25 protein-coding genes and 1 pseudogene are annotated in these 22,081 nt (G+C 36.9%); 21 read left to right on the plus strand and 5 right to left on the minus strand.

Annotated elements, in window-relative coordinates; translation table 11 throughout:
- Window positions 1–10: 10 nt before the first annotated feature.
- From ACX9YW_RS00325 to ACX9YW_RS00365, 9 genes and pseudogenes are all read left to right on the plus strand, one after another.
- Complete coding sequence (locus ACX9YW_RS00325; RefSeq protein ID WP_460340073.1) at window positions 11–268, plus strand: hypothetical protein; 258 nt, start codon at window positions 11–13, stop codon at window positions 266–268.
- A 436-nt stretch (window positions 269–704) separates the two neighbouring features.
- Window positions 705–1,715 carry an NAD(P)-dependent alcohol dehydrogenase gene (locus ACX9YW_RS00330; protein ID WP_460340076.1) on the plus strand — a complete coding sequence of 337 codons (1,011 nt, stop codon included), beginning with the start codon at window positions 705–707 and terminating at the stop codon, window positions 1,713–1,715.
- A 403-nt stretch (window positions 1,716–2,118) separates the two neighbouring features.
- Complete coding sequence (locus ACX9YW_RS00335) at window positions 2,119–2,481, plus strand: YciI family protein (protein WP_460340079.1); 363 nt, start codon at window positions 2,119–2,121, stop codon at window positions 2,479–2,481.
- Window positions 2,482–2,526: 45 nt separating this feature from the next.
- The gene (locus ACX9YW_RS00340; RefSeq protein WP_460340081.1) at window positions 2,527–3,789 is read left to right on the plus strand and encodes an RNA polymerase sigma factor; all 1,263 of its coding nucleotides are present in this window, start codon (window positions 2,527–2,529) and stop codon (window positions 3,787–3,789) included.
- Window positions 3,790–4,392: 603 nt separating this feature from the next.
- Window positions 4,393–4,908, plus strand: coding sequence for a DUF2628 domain-containing protein (locus ACX9YW_RS00345; RefSeq protein ID WP_460340084.1), 516 nt, complete (start codon window positions 4,393–4,395; stop codon window positions 4,906–4,908).
- A gap of 78 nt (window positions 4,909–4,986) precedes the next feature.
- A pseudogene (locus ACX9YW_RS00350) lies at window positions 4,987–5,510 on the plus strand (GrpB family protein).
- A 274-nt stretch (window positions 5,511–5,784) separates the two neighbouring features.
- Window positions 5,785–6,165, plus strand: coding sequence for a YhfM domain-containing protein (locus tag ACX9YW_RS00355; protein ID WP_460340087.1), 381 nt, complete (start codon window positions 5,785–5,787; stop codon window positions 6,163–6,165).
- 68 nt (window positions 6,166–6,233) lie between these two features.
- On the plus strand, window positions 6,234–6,977 hold the full coding sequence (locus ACX9YW_RS00360) for a DUF4184 family protein (RefSeq protein WP_460340090.1): 744 nt from the start codon (window positions 6,234–6,236) through the stop codon (window positions 6,975–6,977).
- Window positions 6,978–7,096: 119 nt separating this feature from the next.
- The gene (locus tag ACX9YW_RS00365; protein WP_460340093.1) at window positions 7,097–8,254 is read left to right on the plus strand and encodes a DUF4317 domain-containing protein; all 1,158 of its coding nucleotides are present in this window, start codon (window positions 7,097–7,099) and stop codon (window positions 8,252–8,254) included.
- A gap of 388 nt (window positions 8,255–8,642) precedes the next feature.
- Here the strand turns inward: ACX9YW_RS00365 and ACX9YW_RS00370 are convergent, their stop codons facing one another.
- Window positions 8,643–9,077, minus strand: a complete 435-nt coding sequence (locus tag ACX9YW_RS00370; RefSeq protein WP_460340096.1) for an SRPBCC family protein — start codon at window positions 9,075–9,077, stop codon at window positions 8,643–8,645.
- A 154-nt stretch (window positions 9,078–9,231) separates the two neighbouring features.
- On the opposite strand from ACX9YW_RS00370, the gene ACX9YW_RS00375 reads away from it, so the two are divergent.
- Window positions 9,232–9,606, plus strand: a complete 375-nt coding sequence (locus ACX9YW_RS00375) for a cupredoxin domain-containing protein (RefSeq protein ID WP_460340099.1) — start codon at window positions 9,232–9,234, stop codon at window positions 9,604–9,606.
- 233 nt (window positions 9,607–9,839) lie between these two features.
- Entirely contained in the window at window positions 9,840–10,691 is an 852-nt protein-coding gene (locus ACX9YW_RS00380) for a cation diffusion facilitator family transporter (RefSeq protein ID WP_460340102.1), read from the plus strand.
- A 51-nt stretch (window positions 10,692–10,742) separates the two neighbouring features.
- On the opposite strand, the gene ACX9YW_RS00385 is transcribed toward ACX9YW_RS00380, so the two are convergent.
- Window positions 10,743–12,545 carry a dihydroorotate dehydrogenase gene (locus ACX9YW_RS00385; RefSeq protein ID WP_460340105.1) on the minus strand — a complete coding sequence of 601 codons (1,803 nt, stop codon included), beginning with the start codon at window positions 12,543–12,545 and terminating at the stop codon, window positions 10,743–10,745.
- A 162-nt stretch (window positions 12,546–12,707) separates the two neighbouring features.
- Between ACX9YW_RS00385 and ACX9YW_RS00390 the strand changes: the two genes are divergently transcribed.
- Together ACX9YW_RS00390 and ACX9YW_RS00395 are read left to right on the plus strand one after the other, a co-directional pair.
- Window positions 12,708–13,367: a DUF429 domain-containing protein gene (locus ACX9YW_RS00390; RefSeq protein ID WP_460340108.1), complete on the plus strand. Its 660-nt coding sequence runs from the start codon at window positions 12,708–12,710 to the stop codon at window positions 13,365–13,367.
- Between the two features lie 114 nt (window positions 13,368–13,481).
- Complete coding sequence (locus ACX9YW_RS00395; RefSeq protein WP_460340110.1) at window positions 13,482–13,580, plus strand: putative holin-like toxin; 99 nt, start codon at window positions 13,482–13,484, stop codon at window positions 13,578–13,580.
- 189 nt (window positions 13,581–13,769) lie between these two features.
- Here ACX9YW_RS00395 and ACX9YW_RS00400 read toward each other — a convergent pair whose 3' ends face one another.
- Window positions 13,770–14,684 carry a Nif3-like dinuclear metal center hexameric protein gene (locus tag ACX9YW_RS00400; RefSeq protein ID WP_460340113.1) on the minus strand — a complete coding sequence of 305 codons (915 nt, stop codon included), beginning with the start codon at window positions 14,682–14,684 and terminating at the stop codon, window positions 13,770–13,772.
- A gap of 135 nt (window positions 14,685–14,819) precedes the next feature.
- Between ACX9YW_RS00400 and ACX9YW_RS00405 the strand changes: the two genes are divergently transcribed.
- On the plus strand, window positions 14,820–15,302 hold the full coding sequence (locus tag ACX9YW_RS00405) for a hypothetical protein (RefSeq protein ID WP_460340116.1): 483 nt from the start codon (window positions 14,820–14,822) through the stop codon (window positions 15,300–15,302).
- Window positions 15,303–15,438: 136 nt separating this feature from the next.
- A complete protein-coding gene (locus ACX9YW_RS00410) occupies window positions 15,439–16,386 on the plus strand; it encodes an SGNH/GDSL hydrolase family protein (RefSeq protein ID WP_460340118.1) in 948 nt (315 codons plus the stop codon).
- A 185-nt stretch (window positions 16,387–16,571) separates the two neighbouring features.
- Here the strand turns inward: ACX9YW_RS00410 and ACX9YW_RS00415 are convergent, their stop codons facing one another.
- Window positions 16,572–16,784, minus strand: a complete 213-nt coding sequence (locus ACX9YW_RS00415) for a DUF3951 domain-containing protein (protein WP_460340121.1) — start codon at window positions 16,782–16,784, stop codon at window positions 16,572–16,574.
- Window positions 16,785–17,024: 240 nt separating this feature from the next.
- Between ACX9YW_RS00415 and ACX9YW_RS00420 the strand changes: the two genes are divergently transcribed.
- On the plus strand, window positions 17,025–17,603 hold the full coding sequence (locus tag ACX9YW_RS00420) for a DUF6434 domain-containing protein (protein WP_460341222.1): 579 nt from the start codon (window positions 17,025–17,027) through the stop codon (window positions 17,601–17,603).
- 34 nt (window positions 17,604–17,637) lie between these two features.
- Here ACX9YW_RS00420 and ACX9YW_RS00425 read toward each other — a convergent pair whose 3' ends face one another.
- The gene (locus ACX9YW_RS00425) at window positions 17,638–17,829 is read right to left on the minus strand and encodes a hypothetical protein (RefSeq protein ID WP_460340124.1); all 192 of its coding nucleotides are present in this window, start codon (window positions 17,827–17,829) and stop codon (window positions 17,638–17,640) included.
- Between the two features lie 125 nt (window positions 17,830–17,954).
- Here ACX9YW_RS00425 and ACX9YW_RS00430 point away from each other — a divergent pair, with 125 nt between their 5' ends.
- From ACX9YW_RS00430 to ACX9YW_RS00450, 5 genes are all read left to right on the plus strand, one after another.
- Window positions 17,955–18,668, plus strand: a complete 714-nt coding sequence (locus tag ACX9YW_RS00430; RefSeq protein ID WP_460340127.1) for a response regulator transcription factor — start codon at window positions 17,955–17,957, stop codon at window positions 18,666–18,668.
- A 13-nt stretch (window positions 18,669–18,681) separates the two neighbouring features.
- Window positions 18,682–19,911 carry a sensor histidine kinase gene (locus ACX9YW_RS00435; RefSeq protein WP_460340130.1) on the plus strand — a complete coding sequence of 410 codons (1,230 nt, stop codon included), beginning with the start codon at window positions 18,682–18,684 and terminating at the stop codon, window positions 19,909–19,911.
- A gap of 217 nt (window positions 19,912–20,128) precedes the next feature.
- Complete coding sequence (locus ACX9YW_RS00440) at window positions 20,129–20,851, plus strand: ABC transporter ATP-binding protein (RefSeq protein WP_460340133.1); 723 nt, start codon at window positions 20,129–20,131, stop codon at window positions 20,849–20,851.
- Between the two features lie 15 nt (window positions 20,852–20,866).
- Window positions 20,867–21,610, plus strand: coding sequence for an ABC transporter permease (locus tag ACX9YW_RS00445; protein ID WP_460340137.1), 744 nt, complete (start codon window positions 20,867–20,869; stop codon window positions 21,608–21,610).
- Window positions 21,611–21,686: 76 nt separating this feature from the next.
- Window positions 21,687–21,857: a hypothetical protein gene (locus ACX9YW_RS00450; protein ID WP_460340140.1), complete on the plus strand. Its 171-nt coding sequence runs from the start codon at window positions 21,687–21,689 to the stop codon at window positions 21,855–21,857.
- Window positions 21,858–22,081 lie beyond the last annotated feature (224 nt).

A 22,081-nucleotide genomic window follows, 5' to 3' on the forward strand; every position in this document is an offset into this window, starting at 1 on the left:
GCTCCCATATATGAATAAGGCAGCGTTTCCAGTTTATGTAATCCATCAGAGTATTCTTGTTGTAGTAGGTTTCTATATATTGAAATTAAACATTGGTGTTTATCCAGAATATTTCTTAATCATGATATCTTCTTTTATCATCTCTTTAGTTATTTTTGAATTTGTCATCAAGAGAACGGCTCTTACAAGATGGATCTTTGGTGTGAAAGTTAAAGCCTCTAAATCAAATGCCAAAAAGGTTCTAGCCGTTGAAAAGCAAAATATATGAATAGAGTAGTAGTACTGTGATACCTTTCCACAATTCTACCTACGATTTTATTCAAGTTCTATAGAGTGTGTTCTTAATCTAACGATATGTGATTATTCCTTAAGCTGGTCATAAAGAAAGCTGAGATTCTACGAGTTATTAAACATTAAAACTTGTTTTCTCGGCTTTTTTGCTTTGAAAGATCGTTTCAGGGGCAGGTTATTGAGATGGAATTTACAAACTCATAGGGAAAATTAAATATAATTGCCGAAGGAAGGGGTATCAAACGAGGTTGATGACCCCTTTAAGAAAAATTGCCGAAAAAAAGGCATCAAACCTTTAAAAACCAAACATCAAGTGAAGTTTCTAAAATAAACATTCCCTTTTACTTCGTTAATGTCAAATAGAAGAGCAGAAATAGAACGTTATCGAACTCAAATGTGAAGGAGAATCCGGAATGAAAGCGATGGTATACTATAAATATGGAACGACTAACGTTCTTAATCAAAAAGAAATAGAAATACCTGCTTTAAAACCAAATGAAGTATTGGTAAAGATTCATGCTGTTTCTGTAAATTCATGGGACTGGGACCTCCTAAGAGGAAAACCATTTCTCGCTCGTCTTGGGGGACTTCTAAAACCAAAATATAAAATCCTCGGTGCTGATATAGCAGGAAGGGTTGAAGAGATTGGTAGCGAAGTAAATCACATCTCTATCGGGGATGAGGTATTTGGAGATATATCCTGGTGCGGTTGGGGCGGGTTTGCGGAATATGTAAGTGTTAACGCAGAGGCTTTGTCATTAAAACCGGCCAGTATGACATTTGAGGAGGCTGCAGCGTTACCACAAGCGGGAGTTCTAGCTCTGCAGGGTCTACGTGATAAAGGACAGATTTATAAAGCTAAAAAGGTCTTAATTAATGGTGCCGGTGGTGGTGTTGGGACTTTTGCTTTGCAAATGGCCAAATTATATGGGGCTGAAGTTACTTGTGTGGACAGTGAGAAAAAATTAGATACATTAAAGTTCCTTGGTGCCGACTTGGTGATTGATTACAATAAAGAAGATTTCACCCAAAAAGGAAAATTGTATGATTTGATTCTTGATGTTGTAGGAAATCGATCTATATTTGACTACAAGCGTGTACTAAATTCTAAAGGAAACTATGTGATGGTTGGCGGTTCCATGTCTTTAATCCTGCAACTCTTGTTACTGGCACCCATAATTGATAAAACGGAAAATAAGAAAATGGGTATCCTTGTTCATAAACCAAACAAAGCTGACCAAAATTTTTTAAAAGAACTTTTCATTGATGGTAAACTAATACCTGTAATAGATAAGCGGTACCCTTTAAGCCAGGTTGCAGAGGCTATTCGTTACCTTGGAGAAGGCCACGCTATTGGGAAGGTACTCATATGCGTAGAAAATAGCGACTCAAACATTGATACTGTGAAAAATACGGAGAGGTAGATAGAGTATCGATTGTTCAATCAGAAGTACAAAATGCCCAAAGAATCATCAAATTTGCTGAAAACATTCAGGTTTTATTCACCAGTATGTTTCAGCTTATTAATTTGCCTATGGGAAAAATTGGTCCATTAAATCTTAATAATATTTGGAACTTTTTTTTAGAACATACGTCTAAAAAAATTTAGGTGGGAGATGGATGAAAATGAGGGAGCTACTAGATGGCTAAGTAATATCGAACTTAAGCTACAAACTTCAATAAAAGAAAAAATATATAAATATTATTTATTTATGTGTCGATTTTGACTTGCGCCATTCGTCGACTATATAGGGGCATTCAACCACTACCCTGTGTAGAGGAATTAGAAAAGCTCTATAAACTAGCAAATACTTAGGAGGAGTTACTATGAGATTTATGATGATTGTGAAAGCTTCGAGCCATTCAGAAGCAGGGACGATGCCGACTGAACAGATGGAGCAGATGTTTGCCGCGATGAAGAAATACAATGATGAACTGAAGAAAGCAGGTGTCCTTGTGGCAGTCGGTGGACTGCATCCAAGTTCCGAGGGCATTCGTATTTCGTATCCGGTGCCGGGAGAACGGCCGATCATTACTGACGGCCCTTTCACTGAAGTCAAGGAGTTGATTGGGGGATACTGGTTTATAGATGTGAAGTCTCGCGAGGAAGCAATCGAGTGGGCGATGCGTGCACCTGATCCGCATGGCCTTGGAGAAGGACGAATTGAGCTTCGCCAAGTATTCGAATAGACAAACAAACTGAACTTCACGAAAAGTCGAACGGGGGAATAATTCATGACCAAAGCAGATACCCATCGTACAATCGAAGCCATTTGGCGGCTTGAATCGGCGAGACTGATTGCAGGGCTCACCCGGCTTGTGCGTGATGTGGGACTCGCTGAAGATCTGGCCCACGATGCCCTCATTATTGCAATGGAACGATGGCCAGAGTCGGGCATACCTGACAATCCTGGCGCTTGGCTCATGACGACGGCGAAGCGTCGAGCTTTTGATATGCTGCGCCGTAAACAGTTGTATAAACGCAAGTACTCTGAGTTGACTCGTGAGGTAGACAGCAATTATCAACCAAACTTCGATGCCAACTTCGACACTGTCGTTGAAGACGATCTTTTGCGCCTTATATTTATGACTTGTCACCCAATCCTTTCCCGCGAAGCACGCATTGCACTTACGCTTCGCCTCTGGGGGGGATTATCGACGGTGGAAATTGCACGTGCCTTTCTGATACCGGAGTCGACTGTCGCCCAGCGCATTGTAAGAGCCAAGCGTACTTTAAGTACAGCGCAAGTTCCTTTTAATATGCCGGAAGGAAGCGATTTTGGCGCGCGTCTTGCATCGGTGTTGGAAGTCCTATATCTCATATTTAATGAGGGATATTCAGCGACATCAGGTGAAAACTGGATAAGACCTGTACTCTGTGAAGAGGCGCTTCGGCTCAGTCGAATGTTGGCCGAACTGGTCCCTGAAGATGCTGAAGTTCACGGTCTCGTTTCACTTATGGAGATTCAGTCATCTCGTTTCAAGGCACGAATCGGCCCATTCGGTGAACCTATCTTGCTTCAAGATCAAAACAGGGGAAAATGGGATCAACTTTTTATCAGCCGAGGATTGGCGGCACTTGAACGCGCGGAGAGACTTGGTGGTGTGTTCGGCCCATACAGAATCCAAGCGGCGATTGCGGCTTGTCATGCAAAGGCGAAAACGGCCCTGGAGACCGATTGGGTTCGCATCGCCGCATTGTATCATGCTCTTAGGCAAATATCCCCTTCACCGGTCGTGGAACTGAATCGTGCAGTGGCCTTGTCGATGGCGTTCGGACCTGAAATAGCGCTTGAAGTCATCGAGCCGTTGATGAATGATGCGAAGCTGAAAGACAATCACCTCTTGCCCAGTGTACGTGGTGATTTACTCGCGAAGCTCGGACAACATGCGGAAGCCTTCGCTGAATTTAATCGAGCAGCTTCACTTACACGAAACAAACGGGAACGCGAACTACTCCTCAAACGTGCGTCCAATCTACCGGTTACGCTTGATTGAAGTTCATTGGGATTAAGCTCTTGTTTAACTGATGTTTCACGGTTAGTAAGCTCGGTCCAAAAGAGTTCGGTAAGGAAACTGAAAGTGTAATATTGTTTTAGCATTATTTATTCTTATTTTATTAACGAATAGTTACGATGCCTTAATCGATTTTCGCAATAAGTCTATAATATTAGGGTTTTACTAGAACAAAAAGAGGGTCCGAGATTTTACGAGTTTTTATTCATTAAAACTTGTTTATCTCGGCTTTTTTTATAAGAGTACTGGAAAATATGGAGATAAATTTTATAAGAAAAGGATTTAATAAACAAGAAATATATATTTATGGTAAAATAAGGTATTGTTGTAATCGTTCTAAGCGTGCTGGTAACCGAACAATTCCCCAGTCATCTGATTACAGACTCGTTTATCAGATAATGAACATTTTTGGAGACTAATCCAGACGTCCCCGTAAATGAATGGGCTTTTATGGATGACGATGAAATTCTTGAGAAAAGTCATTTTTCCCCACAATAAAACAAGGAAATATGAAAGGGAGAAGGAACTAATCAAAGTAACCAATTGTTCTTAGAAAGAGAAGTGAATATTAGAGGAGATTCTAGAATGATTAAATGGGATTATAATGAAGTTAATGATAAAGATAGGTTGATCGTTTTTATTGGGGAAAGTAAAAAAGATAAATATCTACTCAAATTCGGAATCGGAGTTTATGATGAAAGTTACACACACTTGCCACGACTTCCAAAAATATCGTGGAATTGGAGTGCATTCTTTGCTGGTGTACTTTGGATGGGATACCGAAAAATGTACCTCGAACTAATTGTCTATTCAACCCTTAGCTTACTATTCAGTCTAATCATTCCAGATATAAATGATAATATAGATGCAATCTTAACAGCGTTGTCCTGGATCTTCTTTGGACTCATTACTAATTCTTTATACTTCTTTAGTTGTAAAAGAAAGATAACAAGGGTAAAGAATTTAAATCTTTCTCATTATGATGAATTAGAGGCTTTAAAGCAAAAGGGTGGAACAAGTGTAGCAGGCATATTCATAAGTATCCTAACCGTCATCATTCAAATAATAATATATTTAATGATTCGTTTTAATTTTTATTAAAGGGCCACATTCATCTCATTGTGTATTTTTTCTACTAAATCTCTAAACAACAAGAATGATATGAGGGAACACAACAACATGAAAGTTAGACTTACAGACTTAATGAAAATTGGTTACAAATGTTTAATACAGAGGCGGAGTTTCTTAAAACAGTATGTGGCGATGAAATAATAGAATGTGAGCATTTTGGAAGTACATCAGTTAAGGGAATGAAGGCAAAACCTGTAATCGACATGATGTGTATCGTTAAAAACATAGAGAAAATTGACTTTTTCAATAACCAAATGTCTTCTTTAGGCTATGAGGTTGTTGGGGAATGGGGGATTACGGGTAGAAGGTTATTTCGAAAAGGCGGAGATAACAGAACTCATCATATTCATTTTTACCAATTTGATAACCCTGAAATTGATCGACATTTAATTTTTCGAGATTACCTTAGGGCCCATCCTAGAGAAGCGGAAGGGTATAGTCGTTTCAAAGAAGAATTGGCTGAACGTTACGATACCACAAGTGAGTACAGTCCGGCGAAAAAGAAATTCGTAAGTGAGTTGGAACAGGCAGCGTTACGTTGGTTCAAACAGATAGATATTACGAGTCTGTAGGATAAGGATGCATAGCTATCTGTATTACTTTTGGATGGGAGATGGAGGTTCTATGGGTTTTCTTTTTTATTTAACTCCTGTTATAGCAATAATATTCTTTATTAACTGTGTTTCATTGGCTAAGAAAATACAAAAGGGCGATGTAGATACTGCAAATAATACAGGTTGGGGAGCTATCATGTTCGGTTATATTGTTTTCTCCATAATGGTTTTTGCGAGCTTAAATTAAGGTGATTTATAGATAAAGCTGCTCATCTAAAAGGGGAAGATTTTAATGCAAAAATGGCTTGTAGGGCTTTTTGCACCTTTTGTTTTATTATTTGTATTTATCGGTTGCAGTAAAAGTTCTAATGGTGATATAGAAAAGGTTAATGTTTATGAAATGGTTGACTTTTCCACTTATAATAAGGATTCGTTGATTACATTTTCAGATTCAAATGAAATTAAAAAATTCATATACGCTTTTAAGAGTGCAAATAGAGTGTCAGGGGTAGTCGATGTGGCTGAACCGGAGTATAAAGTTGAACTTGGTGACGAAACATATTTTCTTTGGATAGGGGAAGAATCAGGTGCCATCATGAATCTAAATGATAGGAATACCCTCTATACACTATCCAAAAGTTCTGCGGGAACAATATACGAGTTATTAAAATAATGTTAACCAATAATATATCAGAAAAGATTTACAGTTGTTTTTTGACTGAACATTTAGGAGTGACATTAATGCCGTTGACTTTTGCTCATCCTGCAGCAGTTTTACCTTTTTCTAGAAAAAGTAAGTATGTAAATTTTTTAGCCATGGTATTAGGAAGTATGTCACCTGATTTTGAGTATTTTCTAAGAGGAAAACCCTACGGTGAGATTGGTCATACATTTATAGGATTTGTCACTTTTAATCTTCCAATCGTTTTGGTTATTTATTTCTTATATCAAGCATATATCCATAGAACATTGTTTAGCCATCTTCCAAATGTTTTGCAAATTACTTTTACTAAAAAAGCAAATTCACCTAGGTCATTAAAGGTAATCGTATTCCTCTATTCCGCATTATTAGGAATGCTAACTCATGTAATCTGGGATTCTTTTACTCATACAGTTGGATTCAAGGTGAAGAACTTATCAATACTCACTAATACCATTCATTTATTTGATTATACTATCCCAATCTATAAATTTCTTCAGCACGGTAGTACAATACTCGGAATCACTACGATTTTAGGATATATGTACTTTCAAACAGTAAAGAATAGGTGTCATGATGGCGGAAATATAAGACTACTTCAAAAATTGATGTTTTGGGGTCAAATAGGATTTATAACAACACTTATATTTTTAATATGGTATTTTATAGAACAAATTTCGATTGAATCATATGGAATAATCGTTGTACGAATAATAGATTCAGTATTAATTAGTTTGTTAATCGTTTCATTATATTTTAAACATTTTATTAGAGCTTATTTTTAAATTGCCGATTATAGGGCATCTCTTAAAAAGCGCACTTTTTTTCTATGAAAAGTTAAAAAATATCAAGTATTACTATTTTCTCCACCAAACAGTATAATCAGGTTTGGGAGTTGAAAAAAATGAAGAAAAAAGACATCGCTAATATTCGCAAACAATTTAAATTAAATAATCATCTAATGAGAATCCAAGAAATTTTCAACGTTTATGTAAAAAAGGAAACAGGTGAAATTTATCACCAAGCCAGCCAACCTTTCCAAATGCTTGAACAAGAGGCACAGGAATTATTTTTAGCCAACTTTAAAAAGGTTCTAACCGGAAACTTGGATGCAAAGCTGTTTGAGCTGAAATTTAAGCGTGATGTGGAAGATAGCACTCAAACGATTCTGTTTAATAGTTTACGTTCCGAAACGGAAGACTGGAAGGAACACATGCTAAGAATCGTAGAAAAAATGAATGCGCAATCTGTTTATGAATTCGATTCTGTGGTAACCTTCATTCGCGGGGAGCATCTAAAACCAACCAAAAAACGGGATCTTGAGTCGGAAGAAGGTGGGGATGATGAAGTTTATTCGAGCCAATTTATCCTTTGCAGTCATAATAAAACAGATCAGCCGAAAAGAGCTTTAGTTTTCGATTATATTGAGCGAGAATTTAAACCTAATAATGCGGTTGACCCGATTATAAACTTAACTGCTCCGTTATCAGGTTTTCTGTTCCCAGCCTTTATTAACAATGCCGCAGACGTAAATCATATCTTATACTATGCCGGAAAGGCCAATCAGCCGGACGGATCGTTTATATACGATGTTCTCAATTGCGAAGATATCGTAACTGCTGAGGAAGACAAGGATAATTTTGAGATGATTTTAAAAGAGGTCATCGGAGACGAAGTCGACTCTAGAGTCATTTCCAGTGTCTATGAAGAAATTGATAAAATCATCCAAGAGAACGAAGAAAACGAAGAAGAAGAAGCTCCGAAACTAGATTATCACGATATCGAACGAATTTTGACGGTGAGTGGCGTAGAGAATGTCGAGACCGCAAAGGTGGAACATGCATTTAAAAGTGTCGTACTAGACGAAAATCATGAAATCAAAGCAAGTAACTTAGTTCCAAAGTCCGTGAAAATTAGCACAAAGATTGCGGACGTAACCATTAATCCCAAGGATCTAAAAAACGTCAAATACATCACCTACGAAGGAAAACGATGCTTGTTACTAGAAGTGGATGAAGAGGTAGTTGTGGAAGGATTTAGATTAGAGAAGAATACGCTTTAGGGTTTTTGTTGGGAAGCAGGTGGACCATGAGTTCATCTGCTTCTTTATTCTTTATAGGTTTTGCTTAAATATTTTAGCTAGAAAATGAACGAAATATCGTGCCAATAACATATCTACGACAAAATGGAGGAAAATGAGACGGAACTGTCGTAGAAGACTTGGTCTCTACGACAAAACGATCAGAAAATGAGTCAAAATTGTCGTAGAGAACCCGTCTCTACGACAAAACGATCAGAAAATGAGTCAAAACTGTCGTAGAGAACCCGTCTCTACGACAAAATGAACAAATAATGAACAAGAACAGTCGTAGAGAACCTGTTTCTAAGACAAAAAATATAATATATTAGCTAGATTTGTCGTAGAAAAACTGAAGAAGTATTCATTTACATTAAGCTTCTTTTAATTCCTCAGCATATTTCTTAAAATTATTGAGAATGGCTTGCCAACCTGCTTTTTGCATTTCAATTGGATTTGAAGTTTCAGCATCAAAGGTTTCAACTATCTTTGTTTCATTGCCTTGGCCAATGAACGAGATTTTCACTGTTCTACCGTCACCTAAGGTATAGGCGATAACCTCGTGTAGTTTTACTTCATCATACACTCCGCCAAAATCAAATCCAAAACTACCATCTTTTGCTTCCATTCTGGAAAGAAATGTTCCCCCAACGACTAAATTATTCTCAGCAACGGGTGTGTGCCAATCTTCAGATGCACTATTCCATTTTTTGATATGATTTGGTTCTGTCCAATATTTCCACACTTTTTCCACTGGTGCGTGTACGGTTGCTTCAATCGTTACACTTACAGAATTTCCTGTTTCCATTTTTTCCATTCGCCTCCAATTTATATAGGTTTATAGTTGATTATACACGATGATTGGACTAACACAAAGAACTGCATTAAAGAAAATAGAAATGATAAAAAGTATAGAAATGGCCAATATTAATAATGATAATTTAGGAAAGAGGCGATTGTGATTGTCTATAAAAAAATGGGTAAGTAAAATTGTTTTTCTTGGAATGATCATGTTTGTAACAAACTTGGGAACCTTCGACGTATTAGCCCAATCTCAGCCTATGGAGACGATTAAATCAATTGAGGTCGAGATAAATGATGATTATTTTAACCCAAAAGATATCATTGTTCCGAATGGAACGACTACAAAATTGATTTTAAAAAACAAGGGGATGAAGGAACACACTTTCACAGTGGAAAGACTCGGAATTGATGCTAAGATCCAATCAGGTAAAGAAGTAACCATTACCGTTAATCCGAAACAGTCCGGTACCTTTGAACTAATCTGTCGGTACCATTTCCAACAAGGAATGGTTGGAAAAGTAATCGTCAAATAGCAGCAAGGCCAATGGGGCCTTGTTTTTTTATTGATAAAACAAAATAAAATTAAAATTAAATAATAATTATTATCATAATCATCTAGAAATATTAATAAAGATTGTTTTAATTTAAAGAAATGCATGGAATAACCATTATCAATTAGAGAGTTAATTATCAATTACACTTGACGAAAGTAAACTGTAATAGTAATATTTAATTATAATAATTCTAATAAAGGGGGATGGAATAAATGAGTTCTTCTAATGAACAATATAATAAAAATAAAAAGTTATTTATTTGGGCCGCTTCTTTAACGATTTTCTTTGCCATGATTGAAATCGTCTATGGATTCTTTTCTGGTTCTTTAATGATTATTGGGGACGGAATTCATATGAGTTCAGATGCGATATCTTTAATCCTATCTTTGATTGCATTGATTATGGCAACGAAGGCAACAACCAAAACGAGGACATTTGGGTACAAGCGTTTTGAGCCCATTGCAGCATTTATCAATGGATTAACTCTTATATTACTCCCCATTTATATCATTTATGAAGCAATTCATCGTATGATCACGCCAGTAGATATCAGACCGGGGCAAATGATGGTGGTTGGTATGATTGGTTTGGCTATTAATGCCCTGGTAGGTTATATTTTGTCAAAAGGAAATTCCAATCTTAATATGAGAAGTGCCATCCTGCATGTTTTTGCAGATATGATTACAAGTTTAAGTGCTGTCATTGTAGCTCTCGCGATTATGTTCTTTGACTTTGTTTGGTTAGATCCGATTGGTAGTATTGTCACTTCTATTATTATCATCCGTGGGGGCATTGCCATTACAAAAGAATCGTTCAATATATTGATGGAAGGTACCCCAAATGGTTACTCCGTGGATGGAATTAAAAAGACGATTCAGGAAAATCATCGAGATTTAACGGTGGAAGATGTGAAGGTATGGAGTTTGAATGAAGAGGAAATATACACACTCATAAGAGTGAAATCTACTGATAATATGGTGAAAAACATTCAAAAAGTTACAAAAGAATTGGTCTCACGTACGACAAACATTCCTAACGAGAACATTTATGTGGATGTGAGTTAAGATTTTTACTACTAGCATTAGAAAAAGCCGCAACGATCGATTGCGGCTTTGTTATTTCTTTTTTAAGAATGGGTAGGACAGCACCAATCCTAACAAATATAAAATCACTAAAAAGTAAACAGGAAGCAAATGGATAAAGGTAGTATAGCCAATATAAAAATGTGTACCGAGTCCAGCAATAAACGCAGGTAAGGCACCAAGTGCTAGTGTATTCCAAATCCAGCTTTCTCCTTTTCTATATCCCCATAAAGAAATCATGAGAACTAATAAGCCAACACTGATAAGAGCGCTCCCAAATCCCGCTCGGTCATGGGCAATTACCGGAATTAATTTCTTGCTAATACCTTCTAACATTTCAGGTGGCATGCATAAATAGCTTATGTCTGTTGCCACAAAAACATTAGATACGCCAATAGCGGAAATCACGATTCCACCAATTAGAATCAAGGCTCCTAAAATAACAAACATTAGTTGCCCATAAAGTCCGTATTTCCATGCTTTGTCATTCCTACCGTGACTTGAAAAGGGGGGAGCGGTGGCATTTTTTCCTTCTTTGAGACTAAAGTAATAAATCGGCCATAATAACAGCCAAAATATACCGTGAAGCCAATCAAAATACCCGTAGCCAATAAATAATAAAATACCAAGAAATCCTACAATCGCTGCACTATTAAAAGCAACCTTCGTCCAATGAGTTCCATATCGAATCCCATGTCGGGCAAGCTGGATATACAATATTCCACCAGATATCATCGTGCCTGCAAGCGACATTCGATCATGCAACATAAACGATAGGATGAGTGGGTTAATCAGCATGATCTCCGACCTTTTCAGTCCAATAAAAGATTCGTCATATGGAAGAATCACACTCGTAAAGGCAAAATAGAAAGCAATGAATCCACCGATAAGGATGGAAAGGCCGAATAAGAATGACCATGACCAATTCTGTTTTGAAATGGGGGGATTTTTTTCAAATAATAATCGTTCGTTTATTCGCTTTGGCAACCCTGGGCCGGCTATTACATAGCCATCTGTCAATATTAATAGGTCTGCACCAGCATCAACTAGTTTACTAGCCTCTTCAGGTGACTCCACTCCACCTGAGGTTATGACAATTAGCTCGGGATGAAAGGCTTTCACTTTCTCAACGGCTTTGGCTAAGGTTGTATTCGCAATTGCTGTTTCACGCCAAAAGCCTTCATATGTTTGACGAGGAGCATTCAATACTACACCAGCTACTAAAGGATGTAAGTTAGTAATCTCAAAATCTACTTCGGGTGAGTGTGAGATGTAAAAAGAACGCACTCCTTTTTCAACCCAGGAGCTGATTTGCTGGTTTGTTCCGATAAAAGCATCCACAAACGGAGTTAGTTGCTCGACTATGATCTCCCATTCATTCCTAGTTACACTATCATCGATTTTAGCAAAGACAGGGATCCGGATATTTAATCGGGTTAATTTTCTAATAGCCAGTTTAAGAGGTAGCTTTTCATGATTTTTGGCAAATAGAACCTGATTATTTTCCTTTATAGGTTCAATTTGTTCTTTAGGTTCTTTTAAAACAATCGGTCCAATTTCGATAAAACCAAAACCTAATTCTTGAAAGGCGTTGATTCCTGACAAATGGGGATCAATATGGCCACTTAAACCGATTGGAGATTGAAATCTTGTCTGGTTGATCTCTTTTTGAAGTTCCTTTGGAGGAGTCATATGACCCAAAAATCCAATTAGGCTCCGACCACCTGGAAAAGATGCGATGGTACTCATCGATTGATGAATAAATTCTCGGCTTGTTGGCGGACTCATTTTATCCAATAACAGCTTTTTCAACGGATGGTACGACCAATCTGGCATCTAAAACACCTCCAACCTTTTAAATTTTCTTTCCAAATACCTTTGTATATATAGTAGCATGTTTTGTTCAAGCTCAAAAACGATCCGTTACTTGGTGTAAGATATTTGATAAAATTGGGATAGCTTAGACAATGAAAATTTTACGGAAAAGAGTAGATACTAATGAAAGTAATCGGTATAGATTTATCAGGACCAAGTAATCACAAAGATACCGTTTTAACCGTATTTGAAAAAAAGGACGGCAAGTTATACTTTATGAAGGTATTAAGAAATATTAATGACCATGACATCCTAAATGAAGTAGAGACACAAGCACAATTTGATGAAGTGGTTATCGGAATCGATGCGCCTTTATCCTATCAAGATGGCGGTGGTGACCGCGAAAGTGATAAATCGCTGAGACAATTTATTATGTCACTAGGGATGAAGCCGGGATCAATCATGCCTCCTACTTTAACTAAGATGGTTTATCTTACTCTAAGGGGAATTAGGATTAGTAGGGAGATACAAAATCTCAATCCTAAGCATCCGGTTTTTATTGTGGAAGTGCATCCGGGAGCGATAATAGGTTCACGACTACTTCAAACGGAAATGGACCTTGTATTAAACTATAAGCAAAACTTGGACGCTAGAAATTTTATTAGAAAATGGTTTAATAATCAAAATCTACAAAACCTTCCAAAGGAAATTGAAGAGGAAAGTCATACAATCGATTCTTGTGCAGCTGCATTGGGAGCATGGCATTGGAAGGATCCATCCTTTGAAACGAAATGGCTATTTCGTGCCAATCCACCATTGCATCCGTATGATTTTTGTTGTTAGGGTTCATTAAGTCAAACGTACATTCGCATTCAGATTAGCGATGTGGTATAATTTAGAAGTACAGCTAAAAGCTGAGTGGGCAGTGGCACTTCCTTAGTAAAGGAGGTGACGCTGATGCTGACTGTTTACGAGGGAATTAGCTTGATGATTGGTTTTGCTAGTTTGATCGTGGCAGTTATTGCAATTGGTTTTTCTTCTGGTAAAAAGAAATAACCCACCCCAGCTCTGACAAAGTAAGGTGGATTATTTCGCCCCAGGTCACTGCTCTTCTTGCAGTTAGCTGTATAGAGAGCATCCAGTTACTGCTGGAGCTCTTTTTTAATATATGATTATCTACTAAAATTATAACATGATTCCAAATAAAGTAAAGTAATCCAAATTGTCAAATCGACAATCGAATGGTTACAACCACCATGTGTCTTGCGGAAGTAAAATGGTTTCGATGTTAAAATGACGTTTAAACCAATCCTTCATCAATGTCTTATGGACAAGATATTCAGAGGCAGAATGAGAAACACCGATTAATGACATCGAAGTAGTTTCAACGTAATCCATCATTTGCTGAAATTTCAGTCTACCATAATCATTGTCAATATGGCAGTGAATTTCGCCGCTAATATATGCTTGGGCGCCGTTTTTCTCCGCTTCCTTCATCCAGTTAACAACATCTCCACAGCCTGCAACAATCGCTACTTTTTCAATATCTTCTAAATTTTTCCCTTCAAAATCAACATAGGGAATATTAAACGCATTTTCGAGTGTTACAATCAGATTGGTCGAGTTCGTCTTATTAATAGTAGCATATAAGATATAGTCATTTTTCGTTTGTATATTCTTATCAATTATAATTTCTGCCCTTATCCCTTTAGCCATTGCTATATTGGTTCCAAGTTGATTATGACAATCTAAAGGAATGTGACATGTATATATGGACAATTTTTTAGCAAGTATTTGTTGAATATACCGTTCCTTAATTGGAACAAATCCTCGACCCCATTTCCCTTTTGGATCGCCGCATTCCATCAGGAGGGGATGGTGCATAAATAATAAGTCACCACTTTCGCTTTCTTCTATGAATCTTTCTAAAACGTGGTCGGAGGGAAAGACGGCGAGAAATACTTTTCCAACGGATGAATCACCTTTCATCATCAACCCATTAAATAAATCAACAAAGCCTTTTTCAAAAGTAGCCTGCCAGTCAAAGCCAATTGGATTGTAAACACTAGGGATAAACCGACTAAATGAGAGATCCTTGCCAAACGCTTTAATATCAAATTCTGTGTCTAATTTACTTACAATTTCTTGTAAATCAGCCATTACCATTTCCCCTTTGCGCTATCAATATCTTTACATTACGGTAGGTTGGTTTAATATGTCAATTTTACTGGTATTTTTTTCTTGTTTTTGGATACCATAAAAAGGCAATTCAAAAGAGTGTTGGGGTGAATAGGATTGGTCGAGAAAAGACACAGGCTGTTTAATTTAATTTTGATAATCATACCTTGGTTTTCCTTATTATTTATGGAGAAACGCAACATCAAGCGATATTGGTTTGCAGGCATTTTTATCATTATTATTGAAATCATTAATCATATGTATGGACATAAGCGGAAGTGGTGGAAGTTTTATGATAAGAAAAAATTATTTGTCAAGGATGAGCTTCCATTTAGCATCGGTCCCTATATGCCACTCTCGATGTGGTTTTTAAAAATTTCGTATGGGAATTTTAAAAAGTTTATCGTTCTGAATGCCATTGCGGATGGACTTTTTGCCTTCTTTCTCATTGATGTACTAAAAAAATTAAAAATCGTTGGCTTGAATCGGCTAAGCCACCTGCAGTTCTTTATTTATCTACACCATAAAGCGTATTTATTGTATGGTTTTCAGTACTTGTACGAGAAAATGAAAAATAAAGTTGTCCCGACTCATTCGTAGCTGAGTTGGGCTTTTTATATTTTGAGTACTTGTTTTTCCAACATTTTGCCATTTTACGAATCGTTCCGGGGCATGCTACACTGAATAGACTAATAGTATCCTAGAACTTTTAGCTAGAATGGTAGGTGTAGTAAAAATGAAACGAATCAAAGCAATCCTTCTCATAGCTAGTTTGCTAGTCGGAGGTCTATTTCTATATTTATTTTTTCCCGGCTTAAATGAATCAAGTCAAACCACTTCGACACCTTCATCCCCACTAACCGAAAAAACCATTGAAAAACTGACGGAGGCCATTGTAGTAGAAGAAGAGACTGCTGAAGAAGGGCCTGTAAAAAATGATCTTCCAATAACAGAGGAAATAAAAGAGAAGGTCCGCGCTGTATTGGAAGGGGCATTTAATTTTTTCAAAAAGGATCAAAAGATAGTCGCAATTGGTGATTCGTTGACGCAAGGTGTAGGCGATGAAACAGGAACTGGCGGCTATGTCGGAATTTTGCAGAACACCTTTGACGACCATCATTTGAACATTTCTATTGAGAATTTTGGCAAAAGGGGCAATCGCTCCGATCAGTTGCTTAAACGATTGGAACAGAAAAGTATTACTACCGCTATCAAAAAGTCTGATATCGTCCTAATCACCATTGGCGCCAACGACATAATGAGAGTCGTCAAAACAAATTTCACCCATCTTAATAGTTTGGATCCTTTTATTGATGAGAGAGAATATTATACCGAGCGGCTTCGATCTATTTTTAACAAAATCAATGAGCTTAATCCCGATGCGCAGATCTATTTAATTGGATTCTACAATCCTTTTGAGCGCTATTTTAGCAATATTGAGCAATTGAATATGATCATGACAAACTGGAATGATGCCGGGAAGTCCGTAACAGAAGAATATGCTAATGTCGAATATATTCCAATTGATGATATCTTCATTCCATCTGAGGTTGATTTATTATCAGATGACTATTTTCACCCTAACACAAGCGGTTACAAACTCATTGCAAAGCGTGTTTTGGAGAATTTGAAAGAATTCAGTGAGGAAGAAACCGATGTGCTGCCAATAGAAGAGAGCGAGTAAGGTCAGGAAGAGGGCTCCTTGGCCTTTTTTGATTGAAAATGGAATAGGATGCTTGACATTTTTTATCAAGGCTGTTTTCAACTATGTGGTTAGCCATCTTTTGAAAGATTTAGTAAATTTTCAAAAGAAGAGCAATTAAAATTACGCAATTGAAATGAAAAGGAGAGCGTAAAAAAGACCGCTAATTAAACCTTCTTATCGTTATCTGTTCTCTCTTCGTATTGGATGTGATGTTTTGTATCTTGTATTGGTGCATCATGCTTTACATCAATTTTATTACCCATTGTTATTTCATCAAATGGTGTATATCTATTAGAAGGTGTTGATTTTCTTTTAAACATTCTGTAACAAATATATCCGATTACAGCAATTATGAATAAGGTAGAAGCATAAGCCATTACGCAAATCACTCCTTTGAATAGATTACTTAACATACTATTCTATTTAAGGTCAATATATTCCTTTCTTCAAAAGCAACAATCTTTTAGAGAACAGACTTTATCAAAAATATCCAAAAAGGGGATCAAATGAACAGATTTTTAGCTATATCTCCAGGACGTAACTCCATTAGTTAAAAGTTGCTAATTAGGAACGTTTGTTCTAAAATGATGGTAAAAATATACATAGAGGTGTTGATTGTGCGTCCTACCCTAACAAAGGATATTAGTATAGAAGATTTCAAGAATTATTATTGGCTTAAGGAAGAATTGCAGATATATTGTAGGGAAATTGGAATAAGTGCCACCGGTTCAAAAATGGATATTACAAAAAGAATTGAAATCTTTCTAAGAACTGGAGAGGTGATAAGCCTAATTAGAAAGTCGCGGGGGAATTCAAAGTCAAAGTTAACTGTACTGAAAGAAATAAATTTAGATACAGTTATCACGGAAAATCATCGCTGCAGTCAAGAGGTGCGGGCATTTTTTAAGTCAGCCATAAGTCCAAAATTTCATTTTTCTACCTTTATCCAAAATTACATCAAGAACAATATTGGAAAAACTTATCGTGATGTTGTTGCTGCTTGGCACGAGGAAGAAAAACGAAAAAAAGACCCGGCTTATCAAACAAACATTTCTTCACAATTTGAATACAATCAATTTACACGAGATTTTTTTGCTGACCCCAAAAATCAGGGGAAAAGTAGGGAAGATGTTATTGAAGCGTGGAATAAGATTAAAAAGCTACCTGGAAATAATAAATACATACCATCTATGTAAAGAAAGGGATGCCTCTGAATGGCATCCCCCGCAATTAATTCTTTAACTTCCCAGGATTTTTTATTTTTATCGAAACAACCTCACCGCAAGCCAAACAGACCTTATAAATCTTCTCGCAGCCCATTGCCATTTTCTTATCTAAAGGACGAAGATTCACAAAATCCGATGCTTGTACAAATGATTTTCCGCCACAACTTTGACACGCCAATTCATTAAGGATACTCATTTTCCATCACTCCTTTAATCATAAATACGATTATTATTGGTAAATAGTTTCAAATTTTTGTGGTAAAATTTCCTATTAAATTTGCTATACTTAGAGAAATAGATGATAGAAAAGGAGGTTTTTTCGTGGATAGAACGATTTTAGTCGTCGATGACCAGCCAGAAATCAGGGAATTAATTAAGCTTTATTTAGAAAAAGATGGTTATTTCATTTTAGAAGCGGAGAATGGACAAGAAGCACTACATACAATCGCCGCTCAAAAAATCGATTTAGTGCTGGTCGACCTCATGATGCCTCTATTAGATGGCTATCAGTTTATTAAAAAAGTGAGAGAGACACTTGCGATTCCGATTATCATCATTTCGGCCAAAAACGAAGACCATGATAAAATTCTAGGTCTGGGCTTAGGCGCTGATGATTTTATCCCGAAACCATTCAATCCATTACTGGTCGTGGCCAGAGTGCAAGCACTTTTAAGGAGAAGTTACAATTATGTTCGTGAGGTGTCGCAATCCACTGAAGTTCCGGGAACTCGGAGAAAAACGGTTGGCACTCTAATCTTAGATGAAGACACATTTTCAATTATTCGGAAAGACGAGGCCATTCCCCTGACGAAAATCGAATACAAGATTCTTGATTTGCTGATGGAATCGCCTGGTAGAGTTTATACGAAACAACAGATTTTCGAGCGAGCCTGGAATGACTATTATATTGATGGAGATGGCGATAACACTATTAACGTACATATTTCGAAGATCCGTGACAAAATTGAAGAAAATCCGAAAAAACCAAGCCATCTTAAAACGGTGAGAGGGCTTGGTTATAAATTCGAAAAATAGGGATGGGGTATGATTGACGAATTTTTTTAATAAAATTTATCCATCGGAAGAGGGATATTTTCCTTATATTTACTTGGGTAATATGATTATCCCAATCTATTTTCTTTTCCAAGAGCGGACCGAGAAACTATATCCTGGACTTTTATTGTTGTTACTATTTATTTTTCTTAATCGGCAGGCTTTTTGGAGTAAACGATACACTGCTTATTTTGTGGCTGCGGAAATGGCGATTACAATAGTGTTTGGCTATTTTTATAATCCATTGTACATCTATATTATTTTTGTTTATGTGTTTCAACTTGTTCGATTACCCGTGAAATGGCTGTATGGATTATGCGCCGGATTTACCGTCTTTAGTTTAATCCTGGTCTATCAAACGGCCATGCAACATCCTATTTATTATGCGATAACGCTCATCCCACCATTATTTGGGGGAAGTATTCTTCCTTTTATTATGAAGAGTTCGTTAAGGTATAAGGAATTAAACGAAAAACTAACGAGAGTCGCAAACGAATTGGAATGGAAAAATAAAGAAATGACGATTCTTGAGGAAAGTAAAAAACGTATGCTCGCGGACCTGTCCCATGATTTGAAAACACCAATGACGTCTATCCAAGGCTATTCACGAGCGTTATTTGAAGGGATGGTCGAAGATGAGATACAAAAGCAAAAATATTTGAAATATATTTATGACAAATCGATTCGCGTAACCGCATTAATCGATGAATTGTTTATGTTTTCGAAGCTTGATAATCCAGATTTTCCTATATATCGTGAAGAAACTGATTTATGCGAGTTTGTTCGTGGTGTTATTGTTGAATTTTATGAGCGGTTTCTTGAAAAAGAAATGGAGCTCGACATCGATTTGCCGGACGAAATGATGTTTTATCCTTTTGATCCGAAACTTCTCTATCGGGCCATGTCAAACATTCTTGAAAATACGATTAAATATAATCCGAATCGAACGGATGTCTACATAAGGATGGAAAGATCTATCGATTCTGCTATTATTGAGATTGGTGATAATGGGGTCGGTATCAATGAGGATATTGTCGAAACCTTGTTTGATCCGTTTGTTCGAGGCGACAGAAGTAGGAAGAATGATGGTGGGACTGGACTAGGTCTAGCGATTACGAAGAAAATTATCGAGAAACATGATGGCAAAATATCAGTCGATACACAACCCGATCGAGGGAAAACAAATTTTATTATTAAATTACCATTAAGGACCGCTGCTGAGTGATAGCAGCGGTTTTATGTGATACAATCACACCCAATTTATATGGGATATAATCTTAATTTGTTTAATAAAACTCACTACTAGTCCTTCCCTTCCAAAAAATATCCAAGATGTAGTAATTTTTAATAGAAAGATATGGTTGACTTAAGGTTAATTTAAGATTGCCCTTGTAGACTAAAGTTAATCAATTGAGTAAATGACTCTGGAAAGGGTGTTGGAATTGAAACAGACAGTTATTGAACTTGACAATATTAAAAAAGCTTATGGAAATGTGAAGGCCGTTGATGGGATTTCACTAAGTGTTCAAAAAGGTGAGGTGCTTGGAATCATCGGAGCAAACGGTGCCGGAAAATCAACCACACTCGAAATCATGATGGGCCTTCGTAAGCCGGATGCTGGTTCCGTAAAGGTTCTTGACATGGACATCACTAATACTTCCACTGAAATTAAACAAAAAATCGGTATTCAGCTCCAACAAACCTCTTTATACGACCGAATTAAAGTAAAAGAGGCGCTGGAATTATTCAGTTCCTACTATGAAAAAAAACGCGACCTTAACGAAATCATTCAAACATTGGGACTAGAACCATATTTAAATAAATATGTAAAGAATCTTTCTGGTGGGTGGCAGCAACGAACTTCATTGGCACTGGCTCTCGTCAATGATCCAGAAATCATATTCCTAGATGAACCAACAACTGGCCTTGATCCGCAGGCGCGACTTGAACTTTGGAATGCAATAAATAAATTTCGCGCTGAAGGGAAAACAATTATTCTTTCGACTCACTATATGGATGAGGCGCAACGACATTGCGACCGAATCGCGATTATTAAAAAGGGGCGTTTAGTGGCATGTGATCAGCCGAAGAATTTAATTGATTCGCTTGTAGCTGGTGAAGGAACGATGGAAGATGTTTATTTACAATACGCGGTAGGAGTATAAGGAGGAGAATTAAAAATGCAAACCGTTTTAACTCATACAAAAATGGAATTGAGATTATTTTTCCGAGAAACATTAGCTTTATTATTTACGTTTATTGTGCCGGCAGTTAGCTTTGTCGTCTTTGGCATGATGTTCAGATCCAATACTTATGAAGGTGGATTGGATTATTTCCAAGCTTACATTCCAAGTATGATCGCGATTATTATTTTTACAACAGCGTTCTTTTCGATGGGATTACAAGTGGTGATTGATCGTGAAAAGGGCGTTTATAAACGGTTAGCAGGAACTCCACTTGATCAAAAGGCCATTTTTACAGCGACAATTGTAAAAGGTTTTTTCGCGATTTATGTTGGTGCGATTGAAATATTACTTATTGCCAAGTTCGGTTTTGGCTCTGATTTAACGACAAATCCGCTACAGTTTTTTGTGGCATTAACATTTTGTTCCGTGGCGTTTTTTTCAATTGGGTTTATTGTCTCTAGTTTAGTGAAACGAATGCAAACGGCTTTAGGAATTGCGATGATTGCTATGTATCCGATGATGTTTTTATCAGGTGCAACTTTACCATTAGAGGCATTACCAGAGTTTTTACAAAAAATTGCTGTCGTAGTCCCACTTACTTACGTTGTAAATGTATTGCGTGATGGTTGGAATGGCACGCTCTTTGAAACGGGAGCCTTAATGGATTTACTTGTATTAACGGGCATTTTAGTTGTTTCGACGATTATTGGAACAAAATATTTTCGTTGGACAAATTAATTGTGTATAGGGCGGGGCTTTTGCGGACCAGGTTTCCGCCATGGTCCATTCATAAATTAATTTTAGGAGTTTCCCTATGAAAAAGCAGCAATTGAATCTTTTATACTTGACTCCCTCTACATTACCAATGCTTTTGATTGGATACCTTAATAAAAGCGTTTTATTAGTGACAGCGGGTATTATTTTACTGATATTTTATATTATCATTGGAATTAAGCAAGTTCGTGAGGGTAAAAAACGCAAATAGCCCTTCATTAATCCAAAAAAAATAAGAAAATGATAGCCCGGACTAAGGTATATAGGAGAAAAAGTAGGGATCCGACTATGAAAACTTTTCCCAAAACACCTAAAAATCTGTTAAAAGATCCGGGCTTACCTTTTTTCTGTACCTTTCGCATTAGTAAACCTACTAACAATATAGCAAACGCTGCTAGAACTAGCGGCATTGCCACGTCCCAAATTTCAACTAAA

This window comes from Pseudoneobacillus rhizolycopersici, assembly GCF_054786815.1.